This is a genomic window from Heyndrickxia sp. FW510-T9, assembly GCF_058781025.1.
On record NZ_JBYSWK010000002.1, the window covers coordinates 205866 to 217551 of the forward strand.

At 35.3% G+C, this 11686-nt stretch carries 8 protein-coding genes; 5 read left to right on the forward strand and 3 right to left on the reverse strand.

Features of this window, described 5'->3' with window-relative positions:
• Positions 1-168: 168 nt before the first annotated feature.
• Together AC3WJF_RS02310 and AC3WJF_RS02315 are read left to right on the forward strand one after the other, a co-directional pair.
• Positions 169-828 (forward strand): potassium channel family protein, encoded by a 660-nt coding sequence (locus AC3WJF_RS02310; protein WP_492449480.1) that lies wholly within the window; start codon positions 169-171, stop codon positions 826-828.
• Position 829: 1 nt separating this feature from the next.
• Positions 830-2149: a TrkH family potassium uptake protein gene (locus AC3WJF_RS02315; RefSeq protein WP_492449499.1), complete on the forward strand. Its 1320-nt coding sequence runs from the start codon at positions 830-832 to the stop codon at positions 2147-2149.
• Positions 2150-2475: 326 nt separating this feature from the next.
• On the opposite strand, the gene AC3WJF_RS02320 is transcribed toward AC3WJF_RS02315, so the two are convergent.
• A complete protein-coding gene (locus AC3WJF_RS02320; RefSeq protein WP_492449481.1) occupies positions 2476-4173 on the reverse strand; it encodes a methyl-accepting chemotaxis protein in 1698 nt (565 codons plus the stop codon).
• A 171-nt stretch (positions 4174-4344) separates the two neighbouring features.
• Here AC3WJF_RS02320 and speG point away from each other — a divergent pair, with 171 nt between their 5' ends.
• From speG to AC3WJF_RS02335, 3 genes are all read left to right on the forward strand, one after another.
• A complete protein-coding gene (gene speG, locus AC3WJF_RS02325; RefSeq protein ID WP_492449482.1) occupies positions 4345-4860 on the forward strand; it encodes a spermidine N1-acetyltransferase in 516 nt (171 codons plus the stop codon).
• A 206-nt stretch (positions 4861-5066) separates the two neighbouring features.
• Positions 5067-5702, forward strand: a complete 636-nt coding sequence (locus AC3WJF_RS02330; protein WP_492449483.1) for a LysE family transporter — start codon at positions 5067-5069, stop codon at positions 5700-5702.
• 260 nt (positions 5703-5962) lie between these two features.
• Entirely contained in the window at positions 5963-7282 is a 1320-nt protein-coding gene (locus AC3WJF_RS02335; RefSeq protein ID WP_492449500.1) for an amino acid permease, read from the forward strand.
• A gap of 144 nt (positions 7283-7426) precedes the next feature.
• Here the strand turns inward: AC3WJF_RS02335 and AC3WJF_RS02340 are convergent, their stop codons facing one another.
• The gene (locus AC3WJF_RS02340; protein ID WP_492449484.1) at positions 7427-9883 is read right to left on the reverse strand and encodes an SH3 domain-containing protein; all 2457 of its coding nucleotides are present in this window, start codon (positions 9881-9883) and stop codon (positions 7427-7429) included.
• A gap of 308 nt (positions 9884-10191) precedes the next feature.
• A complete protein-coding gene (locus AC3WJF_RS02345) occupies positions 10192-11640 on the reverse strand; it encodes an ArnT family glycosyltransferase (RefSeq protein ID WP_492449485.1) in 1449 nt (482 codons plus the stop codon).
• Positions 11641-11686 lie beyond the last annotated feature (46 nt).

Consider the following 11686-nt stretch of genomic DNA (forward strand, 5'->3'; position numbering starts at 1 on the left):
ATTCAATTATCATTAATGGTATCAAAAAATTCCACTTTTTGCAACAATTAACCATTCATATATGATATTGTTAAAGTTGGATACACTAGAAGGTTATCCCATTTTCATAAGAATTAAGCAAAAGGGAAAAATACATAAAAATTGTTGATAATCAGGAGAGGATTAGAAATGAAGAAAAAACAATTTGCTGTTTTTGGATTAGGTCGCTTTGGCGGAAATTTAGTGAGGGAGTTTAACAAATTATCAACTGAAGTACTCGCTGTAGATAAAGATATTGATAAAGTGAATGAGCTTGCACAATTTGCAACTGCTGTAGTGCAAGCAAATACAATTGATGAGATAACTTTAAAAAACTTAGGAGTCCGCAATTTTGACTTAGTTTTTGTATCCTTTGGGGATGATATTGAAGCAAGTATTCTTACTTCATTATTATTAAAAGATATGGGGGTCAAAGAAGTTTGGGCAAAGGCTCAAAATGCGTATCATGAAAAAGTATTAGAGAAAATCGGTGTTGATAGAATCATTAATCCCGAAAGAGATATGGCAAAAAGAATTGCCCATCATATTGTTTCAGAAAAAATATTAGATTATATCGAACTTTCGAAGGAATATGGCATTGTTGAAATCATGGCAACCGAGAAAATCAATCTTCGCACATTAGCCGAACTCGATGTCCGAGCGAAATATGGATGTAATATTGTCGCTATTAAAAGAGGTACGGAAATAGTTGTTTCTCCTATGGCAGATGACAAGATTTATAGAGGGGATGTATTGATTGTTATTGGCAAAAACGATGATATAACGAGGTTAGAGGAAGAAGGTGTCTAAAATAAATGCAAGAGTTATTCACCTTAACCCTGCCCAGCTACTCATTTTAGTATTTTTTACAGCAATTCTTATAGGAACTTGTCTTTTAAAATTACCGATTGCATCCTTCCATTACGTTCGATGGGTGGATGCTTTATTTACCGCAACATCTGCAATGACGGTGACTGGTCTTTCTACAATTGATTCTGCAAAGGAATATACATTGTTTGGTCAATTTGTCATTATAAGCTTAATTCAACTGGGCGGTTTAGGAATCGTTTCATTTGCATTGTTAATTTTTATCATGCTCGGAAAAAAGATTGGCTTAAAAGAACGCATTCTCATCCAGCAAAGCTTAAACCAAACATCGATAGGTGGTGTCATTAAGCTTGTTCGCAACCTTTTTCTGTTTTCCTTCGGGATTGAATTTATCTTCATGTTGTTTTTATCTATTAGATGGATCCCGGAGTACGGATTGTGGAAAGGTGCCTTTTATAGTTTTTTCCATTCCATATCTGCATTTAATAATGCGGGATTTGCACAATGGTCAAATAATTTAATCGGGTATGTTGGCGATCCAATCGTAAATATTGGCATTACCGCTCTCATAATCCTTGGTGGAATTGGGTTTACTGTCATTTCTGATATTTGGTATAAAAAAAGCTTCCGGAAACTCAGTCTGCACTCGAAGATCATGATTATCGGGACAATTGCGACAAATTTACTCGCAACAATAATTATTTTTATTCTGGAGTATCATAATCCACTTACATTAGGTCATCTATCTACTCCAGATAAAATATGGGGTTCCTATTTCCAAGCGGTAACAACAAGAACTGCTGGATTTGAAACCATCGATCTTAGTGGTTTAAAACAACCTACTGCATTATTATTCTTATTGCTAATGTTTGTAGGAGCGGGCAGTGCATCAACGGGAGGTGGGATTAAATTAACCACTTTCATCGTCATTGTCGTTGCTGTTATGACTTTTATAAAAGGAAAAAAGGATATTGTAATAGCGAAACGTTCTATTACAAATGCAATATTATTAAAGTCATTAGCGATTTCTAGCATTGCAATACTTGGCATTTTACTGTCCGTGTTTATATTGTGTCTAACGGAAAAAGCATCATTTCTTGTGATTCTATTCGAAGTTATTTCGGCATTTGGAACAGTTGGTCTTACAATGGGATTAACTACTAAGCTAACTATAATCGGTAAGCTTATTATTGTGATGATGATGTTTATGGGCAAACTCGGACCATTAACCCTTGCTGTATCCATCGCAAAATCGGAACCATCAAGCATTCGCTATCCGAACGAAGACATTTTAACAGGTTGAACTAAGAAAAGCGCAAGCGCCGCAGCTCTAGCGTACGGATTTCGTAGTCTTCGACTGAGATAAAGGAAACCGTGCTGAGGTAGTTCACGAGCTATTGAAAATTGAACTACCATTTTCACCGAGTGAAATTTGTACTTCCAATTTCACCTGATGTTGACTTATCGTAGGGAGGAGACGGAGAAATCCGCTAGCCGATAGGCGCTGGAGCTAGACAGAGACAACACTAATAAAACAATCTATATGATAAAAAATTTATACTTTCTTACCTTTTCAAAAAGAGTGCGCAAAAGGTCGCTGCCAAAAACAACGACCTTTTGATGCACTTTTTATTTACTTAATTTGAACTTTGATATAACAACCTGCAGTTCATCCGCTAAATGGGATAGGGATTCGGCAGAACTTGTGATTTCTTGCATTGTTGCTAACTGTTCCTCGGAAGCCGCTGCATTTTCCTGACTGCCAGCTGCAACCTGCTCGGTAACTCCCTTGGCATTTTGCATTGCGGAAACAATTTGTGTGGTGATAGCTTGGATTTCCTCCACAGATGCTGATACATCTGTTACCTTGCCCGTTACATTATCAATTGATTTCGCAATTCTAGTAAATGAATCATTCGCTTCGTTCGTATAGGATAAGCCTGTTTGCACTTTTTCATTTCCAGACTCCATCGATAATACAGCATTGTTCGTTTCCTCTTGAATGATTGTAATCATTTTGGAAATTTGGTCTGAAGATCTGCTTGATTCCTCTGCTAATTTTCGAACTTCATCGGCAACGACTGCAAATCCTTTTCCTTGTTCACCAGCGCGAGCTGCTTCAATAGCTGCGTTTAATGCCAAAAGATTGGTTTGTTCGGCAATCCCAGTGATAATATCGGTAATCCTTCTAATTTCATCAGAACGCTTTCCTAGTGTGTGAATAATTGTTGTTGCTTCTTTAACCGAAACATGGATTTCATTCATTTGCGTGACCACATTTGCAATTGATTCTGCACCTTGGTTGGAAAGTGCCCGAGTTTCTTCTGCAGAATGTAGCATTTCCTCACTTGCATCAGCAATTTGATCCATGCCCTCCGCCATTTCGTTTACCGAGGCAGTCATTTCTTTGAAGGTTCTTAGCTGAGTCTCCGTCCCTTCCGCATTTTCTGTAATAACACGAGTCACTTGCTCTGCAGCACTTGTACTTTGTTGAGCACTAGCAGTAAGCTGTTCTGAGCTTGAAGCAACCTGCAAACTAGAGTCGGCGACATTGCGGACAACGGTTGAAAGATCTTGAACCATTTTGTTGAAAGAATTTGCTAAGTCACCAAGTTCATTCTTAGATTTTATCTTTAACGGATCCACACTTAAATCGCCATTTGCAACGACTTTCATTTTTTCAGACACTTTTTTAATTGGCCTAGAAATCATTTGCCCCATAATAATAGCGATAATAATCGCAATGATGAAAGTAATAACGGATATGGTGATAAGCAACATTTGAATTTTATGGACTTTTTCAGTTGTTTCTCTATTAGTCTTCAATAGTTCATCATGTTGGTATTTCGCAAGTGCTTCAATACTTTGTTGAAAGGATAATGTTATATCCTTTACTGTACTTGTCGTGTACAAAGTAAGTTCGTCTAATTTATTTTCATTTTTTAATTGTACTTGATGCTCCACTGCTGCAGTAAACTGATCATCTGTATCTGCTACTTTACTATAAAGTTGTTTTCCAAGAGAACTTTTAATATAATTGCTTAGCTTTTTCATGGTGTCTTCGAAATCACCGTCTGCAACTTGATATTGATTGTAATATGTAGGACTACTTGTTAGCAGGTAACCTCGAATACTCGCGCTTTGCTTAAAATACTGCGTTTCCAGACGATCCGCTAAATCGACTTGTTGGGATTTTTCTGTTAATAAGTCGCTATACGTTTTATCTACAGCTGACAATTCGTAATAGGAAATTCCTGCTAATATTACAAGTAATATCAAAACCCCTATAAAACCCGATAATATCCTTTTTTGAATGGTCCATCTCATGAAGTGCATATCTCCTTGTTAAATATAGTATAAAATATCTCTTATCCATTATTTCGACATATTTCGAGAAATGTTTAGCAGATACTTTTTGAAAGAAACATAATGTATTGGAATTAACGGTTTATGTCATATTAATGTTATCGTAACTCGTGCAAATGGAGGATTAATGGAATGAGCATTGACATTAGACTAAGACCGCTAGAAAGAGAAGATCTAGAATTTATTCATAAACTCAATAACAATGCAAAAATCATGTCTTATTGGTTTGAAGAACCGTATGAAGCTTTTGTTGAGCTTCAGGATCTTTATGACAAGCATATACATGATCAGGGTGAACGAAGATTTATTTTAGAGAAAGAGGATGAAATGATTGGGCTCGTGGAATTAGTGGAAATAGATTATATACATAGACGGGCGGAATTTCAGATTATTATTGATCCAAAACATCAAAATCACGGCTATTCCTTTACTGCTACTAAAATGGCGATGGACTATGCTTTTTCCGTGTTAAACATGCACAAGCTTTATCTCATTGTTGATTCGTCTAATGAAAAGGCGATCCATATATATAAAAAAGTTGGGTTTCATGAAGAAGGGGAATTTCAAGATGAATTCTTCGTGGATGGGACATACCACAATGCAATTAGGATGTGTATTTTTCAGAAGGATTATTTAGACCTTTCTTAGCTCTCAAAATCTTAGGTTTTGTTAAAAGATATGTTGATGGTAGTGAACCACTCCTCATGCACATGTTTATTAATAATCATTCGATTAAAAACACTCATATGTAAACAAGTGGCTCTTAATAAACATAACCTTCCAACAAGAAATTTGTTTTATAAACTTAACCTTTCACATAAAATGTACAAGTTCACACTCGGAGGGGATTTCTGTTGTTAAGCGGAGGGTTACTACTTAGTTATGTCTTTTTAGGATTAACTTTAGCGGCACCAATAGGTCCGGTTAATTCTGCACAAATAGATAAAGGAATTAAGAATGGATTTTTTCATGCTTGGATAGTTGGAGCCGGAGCCGTAATGGCTGATGGTATTTTTATGCTCGCAGTTTATTTAGGATTTTCCTTTTTCTTAAATATCCAGTTTATCAAAGTGTTTTTATGGCTTTTCGGAGCATTCGTTTTAATTTATACAGGAATCGAAGGCATCATAAGTGGAAATAAGTTAACATTCGACCTTAATCGGAATAAAGATTCTTTATTTAAGTGTTTTTTAACAGGCTTCTTCATGTCCATTACCAATCCATTAACGATCATGTTTTGGATTGGAATATACGGCTCAGTCCTCGCCAAAATAGTCACCAAATATAGGCCGGTTGAAACTGTCATTTGTACAAGCATGATTTTTCTAGGCTTAACACTTTGGGATGTTGTTATCGCTATTCTTTCCAGTGGATCAAGGAAATTTTTGCATACACGCTTCCTCAAGATTATCTCTTATTTGTCCGGTATTTCCATGATTGCATTTGGAATCTATTTTGGAAGTCAAGGGATAAAAGCATTAGTTTTCTAAAGTGAGTGTTTTAAAGCTTAATCTTTGTTGATTTTGTAATCGTAAATCTTATAAGTTATTTCATTTAGCTAAGAATGGGACATCTATTTATGGAAAGATGCCCCGAAACTATTAGGAATTTATACAAAGTACGAAAAGTAACACTTATACAAAATCAGCCTTTCTTACATAAGCAAACCTCCTTTTGCAAACAGTAATACTAGAAATAAGGAGGTTTTTGATTGCGGAAAAAGAGCATACAAGCAACGAATGGGGACAAGATGGATCAGCACGGAGATTTAGCTTGGTGGCAGCTATCTTTAATTGGTGTCGGCTGTACGATTGGAACAGGATATTTTCTCGGTTCCAGCATTGGTATTAAAACAACGGGTCCATCCATAGTCATTTCTTTTATATTAGCGGCAATTGGCACCTATATTGTTTTCAATCTGCTAGCTAAAATGACGGCTGAAGATCCGCATCCAGGTTCCTTCTGTTATTATGCGAAAAAAGCATATGGAAATTGGGCTGGATTTTCATGCGGTTGGAATTATTGGTGTTCGAATATCCTCATTATGGGTAGCCAATTAACTGCTTTATCGATTCTTTCCAGATTTTGGTTCAATCAGGTTCCATTATGGTTATTTTCAGCAGGATATGCAATTCTTTCTGTCATCGTAGTCTTATTAGGAACAAAGGGCTTTGACAAAATTGAAAATATATCAGCTATTCTAAAAACAGCAGCTATTATCATGTTTATTATATTAGCAGGAGCTGCTCTTTTCGGGTGGATAAATGGAAATGGAGATCATCCAAGCTTTCCACGTTCTACAGAAGCCTTCTTTCCCCATGGGTGGAAAGGCTTTGGCGCTGCACTTATTTATGCTTTTTATGCATTTGGCGGAATCGAAGTCATAGGACTAATGGCGATGCAGCTAAAAAAGAAAGCGGAAGCACCAAAAGCAGGAACAATTATGTTGATGGTTCTTTCAATAATCTATGTGCTTTCATTAGGACTTGCTGTCTGTATGGAATCCTATCAAGCCTTTAATGAGGAAGAAAGTCCATTTGTAAAAGTAATGGAAGACTATCATCTTCCCTTCTTCCCACATGTGTTTAACAGTGTGATTATTATTGCAGGATTTTCTACAATGACGGCGTCTCTATTTGGCGTTACCCAACTTCTAGTTACATTAGCTAACGAGGGAGATGCACCAGCTATTTTCGCAATAAAAATGAAAAAGTGGAAGGACCTCCCTTTTCCTTCACTCGGTATTGCTGCAATCGGACTTCTAGTTTCTATAGTAACTGCTTTACTATTACCTGGGAAAATATATGAGTATATTACTACCGCTGCAGGCATATTACTGTTGTTCAATTGGTTCTTTATCATTATTTCTGCATATCGGCTGTTGAAAATAAAAATATGGGAAAAAATATTGTCTGTTATTGGCTGCATTTTTATTGTAGCTGCTATAGCCGGCACTATATTAGAAAATGAAATAAGGCCAGGTTTATTCTTGAGTATTGGAGTTGCGTTGGTGATTGTTTGTGTGTCATTAATAATAATTAAATTAAAGAAGTATTCACCTCACCCTTAAAATTTTTGTCCTATTTTATGTGGCATTGAGTTGGTGGTTCTCCTAGTTTGATATTACAGGTATATAACCAGCTCACATGATAAATTTTTTCGTTAAAGAAAAAAAGCGGGACCATAAGGTTTCCCGCTTTTACAAATATATTTATTATTTACCTACAGCCTTTTGCAGCTCTTGAACAACATATGTTGCACTTACCCATCCAGTAGAACCATCAGGAAGATATACTTGATACCATGACTTAGAGGAATCCATTGATAATGTTCCATCTGCTTTTACAACGACAGATACATAAGCGTTCATATTTAAAACTGAAATAATATTATTAACGGAACTATACGGGTCCTTTCGTATATTTAATGATGCAGTTGTTCGGAATAAGTTTTTAACTGTCATATAGTTATTATACTTATCAAACTTAATGGCACTTGTCCAATAAGTAGTATTGCCAACCTGTACCTTTATCCAGTAGTCATTCGTTTTTTCGAGCAGTGTAAAGATAGAGCCTTTTTTCAGTGTTTTAGCTTTATCACTTGCACCTTTAGCACTGTTTAATACAATATCTGTATTACTAATAGCCTGCGTATTAAGAGGAAACACATCGCTACAATTAGGTGTCGGTACTACCGGTAGTTGTGTTGTATCAATTTTGGCTTTACTATAATAGTTCTTATCGTATGGAAGAATTTTCTGCATGATATTTGCAATAGCATAGCCCCAATTTGGATCACTGGCATAATAGAAATTCATTCCTTCACTATTTGCATCAATTCGAGTATTATCCATAGTTTTTGTAGAGAATCCTAGATATGCTCCATTGTATTTCCAATTACTCGGATTCAAATAAGTAGATTTTAATTGACTAGCAATATATTCAATACAGAGATCCACTGTTGGAAAGCGGTATGATGCGACAAATGGTGTAATATCGTACGATCCAAAACCAAATAAATTGTTTTTGCCAATGGAAATAGCAGAAGTTCCAAAGCCACTCTCATGGATCGCATGTGCAGCTAGATAGAGAGCATTTATTCCATACTTTTTGCCTGCATCAATGAAAGCCTGGCCCTTCCCTGTCAAAACGCTCGGTTTTCCGCTGGATTTTACATAGTTTGCTACATAATCATTAATTTGCGTTGCCGTTACAGGTGATGGTGTACGTAAATCGATGAATTGATAGCTATCCCTGCTCGTAATTGGATCACCTGTCTTTACCTGCATGATGCTAGAGCTAGGAACATATCCTATCTTTCCATTGTAGCTGACTTTATACCAGTCATTTGCGGTTATTGCTGTCACCGCTACCACCGTTGAATTAGGGATAGTTGCTATTATGTTAGAGGCAACATTAGCGACTTGATTAAGACTGACAACTGAGTTTGTTAAAAATGTTACCGAATCTATAGCTGTTTCAGCAATTGACTGATATACGGTGATATTTGAACTATTCACATATCCTTTTTTTCCATTATAGGTGACACCATACCAATTGCCTATTTTTTCCGTTGCTGTTATTATTGTTCCCTTAGGAATGTTTGTAAGGATCTCGAAATCAGGTCCAAATGATGCAAATACCGGAGTATTTGAATTAGTATTAAATAGACTGGAAGCAGGCAATTTAGTTAAAGAATTGAGAGTAACATCTTGGCTATTAACATATACTGTTTGTCCTTGAAATGTTACACGATACCATGTTTCCCCTTGTTTGTTTAATACCTTCTGATTGGAAGCAAAGCCATTATTGCCGCCAACTGTAAACGTAGCTGTTTTACTTCTATCTGGAGAAGAATATAACATCGTAATACCATTAGTAATATAGTAGTCTAGATTTGTATCAATATATTGATATTGCACGTCCTTATAAGGGGAAAAATCACCAATATACAAATATCCTGCTGTTCCTTTGTAAGTAACTGCATACCAATCCCCAATATGCTTGGTAGACGACAATATTTCTCCTACCGGTATTTGGATGCCCGTTTTAAAGTCAGAGCCATAGGATTGGTACAAATAAGTATTTCGTTTAGCCTGATATTTGGCAGTTTTGATGCTTGTAAAAGAATTAGTATTTACATTACTGCCTATTACATACACATTTTTCCCTTTATAAGATACACGATACCAAGTTTGTCCGGTACTGTTGATGATTTTTTGCGTGGAATAAAAACCATCATTGCTTGCTACAGTAAAAGATTCCTTATGCTTTGTATCTGGAGTTGGATAGAGCTTTGTCTTCGCTTTTGTAAAAAAATAACTTTTAATAGAGGTGTATTGATAATATTCCTTCAAATATCTAGTCGCAGACCATCCTTTTTTGGTAATCGTTTTACTACCAGATTTATAGGAATACGTCACTTTCGACCAAGTGCCTTTTTGTTCCGTTACTTTAATGAGTTTATTTTTGGGAATGATTAATATCGATTTATATTGTGTACCTGCACCACTGCGTAAATAAACATTATCGGTCGTTTGAAATTGTACATTATTTAGTTTAATAGAAGTACTTGCCTCCACTTTCGTACTTCCTAGAACGCCTAAAGGCATGGAAGCAACACCAGTAAAAATACCAACGGATAAAACAAAAGCCTTACTGAAACTTTTCATTAGATCGGTCCCCTCTAGTTATCATCTATTCTATAAAACTTCCATTTTGTCTAACTCCAAGTGAAATTGGCACTTCAAATTTCACCATCGACTATCGGTTTGCGGATGAGCAAGGCGATTCTGCTTTTCTTGATATAATCATAACTTAATAATAACTTAATAATTTAAAAATAATTTAATAATTCACTAATAATTTAATAATAACGTAATAATCTTATTTTTAATATCGACAAAATCTGGGGTTTTTTGACCAAAAACAAAAAAACTTTTCCGCTTTTAATGCGAAAAAGTTTCGGATGCTTCTGATTTTATTCCTCTTCTTTTTTTAATAGATACCCCCATTTATTTGATTGGATAATCCTTAAACGATGTGACTGTATAAATTCATTCGTAACCCATTCTCTTTTTGTTAAAAGAACCGCCTTTTCATTACTCAAAAATGAGTAAAAGTCTCCGTCGTCCACCTTATAATCATTCACTAACTCTGCTGTCAGTAAAATATTTTGTTCCCATTTGATGCGCTTGTCTGGTTTGTACATATAAAGAATATACCCCTTCATTTCACTCATTCCACGTGTTTTTTCAAGTAAATGCTGCTGTAAATTTTTCCGTGGCTCATTAATAAATGAATGAATCTTCTCTTCATAATAAGTAGAAATACAAAGAAAAGTTAGCAAAAGCGTACTTCTTATCACCCATTTCCCTTGGATCCAGACCTTATTTGCTAAAATCCCTATCATGATTGAGAGCGGCGGATAAATAGGAGTAATATACCATCTTATTTTTGTTTTGGAAAAAGTAAATAAAAACAATGGAATAATTACCCATAAACATAACCCTATTACATATGGATGCTTGAAAACTTTAATGGAAAAGCTTTTATTTAGGATACATACGACTAGCAACCCTACTAAAAGAAATAGCCAGAAGATGAAAAATCGAATTAATACTTGAGCGTAATAAAAAATACTTCCGACATGTCCCTCAATGGTACCAGCTGATCTTTTTAGTAAATCATATTCAATCATTGTCTTAAGAAACTCTATTCCATCATAATGAAATCTAACTATCATCCAAATAAGAATGGGACCAAACATACTGATACCTAAAAGCATCCATAATTTGGAGGAGATTTTTTTGTACCTTTCAGTAAGCAATAGATACAAACACATAATGACTGCTATATTACCTGCATGCCAGCTTTTCGTTAAAAAAGCCAATGAAAATGAAATCCCAGCACATATGAGCCATCTATCACTTTGTTCTGAAAGTAATAAAGATAAAATGGACAATGTAAATAAAAAGACAAATAGAGAATCTGCGTCACCAGTTCTTGAGCTATGATTAATTAAAAATTGAGTGCAGGTGGATAATGTTAATAAGGATAAAAGAGAGGCGATCCTTCCATGTCTTATATATACAAAGAGTGTCACCATGATAATAGTCAGCATTGCACATATTGCCGATATTAACCTCAGTCCTAATGCATTGAAGCCTACCAACTTATAACCCAACATAATCGACCAAAAACTAAGCGGTGGTTTTAAATTCCAATAATCATTTTCATACTGAAATGTATTTACAATATAATTCCTATTTCTTATCATTTCATAAGCACTAATTCCATGGCGTGCCTCATCCCAACTATATATAGAAAATGAACCAAGATTATAAAAAATGTTATAGGTAGATAAAGCTAATAAAATGGTTATTATAACAAGAAACATGAAGGCAATCTTTCGCTTAGAATGATACATATTCGTACTCCTTGTTGTAAAACTTTGCTATTGTTAAAAACTAAAT

What these genes read in the sequence shown, in the direction of transcription:
- AC3WJF_RS02310 (WP_492449480.1), top strand. Translation starts at nt 169, where the DNA reads ATGAAGAAAAAACAATTTGCTGTTTTTGGATTAGGTCGCTTTGGCGGA.
- AC3WJF_RS02340 (WP_492449484.1), bottom strand. Translation starts at nt 9,883, where the DNA reads ATGAAAAGTTTCAGTAAGGCTTTTGTTTTATCCGTTGGTATTTTTACT.
- AC3WJF_RS02345 (WP_492449485.1), bottom strand. Translation starts at nt 11,640, where the DNA reads ATGTATCATTCTAAGCGAAAGATTGCCTTCATGTTTCTTGTTATAATA.
- AC3WJF_RS02320 (WP_492449481.1), bottom strand. Translation starts at nt 4,173, where the DNA reads ATGAGATGGACCATTCAAAAAAGGATATTATCGGGTTTTATAGGGGTT.
- speG (WP_492449482.1), top strand. Translation starts at nt 4,345, where the DNA reads ATGAGCATTGACATTAGACTAAGACCGCTAGAAAGAGAAGATCTAGAA.
- AC3WJF_RS02335 (WP_492449500.1), top strand. Translation starts at nt 5,963, where the DNA reads ATGGATCAGCACGGAGATTTAGCTTGGTGGCAGCTATCTTTAATTGGT.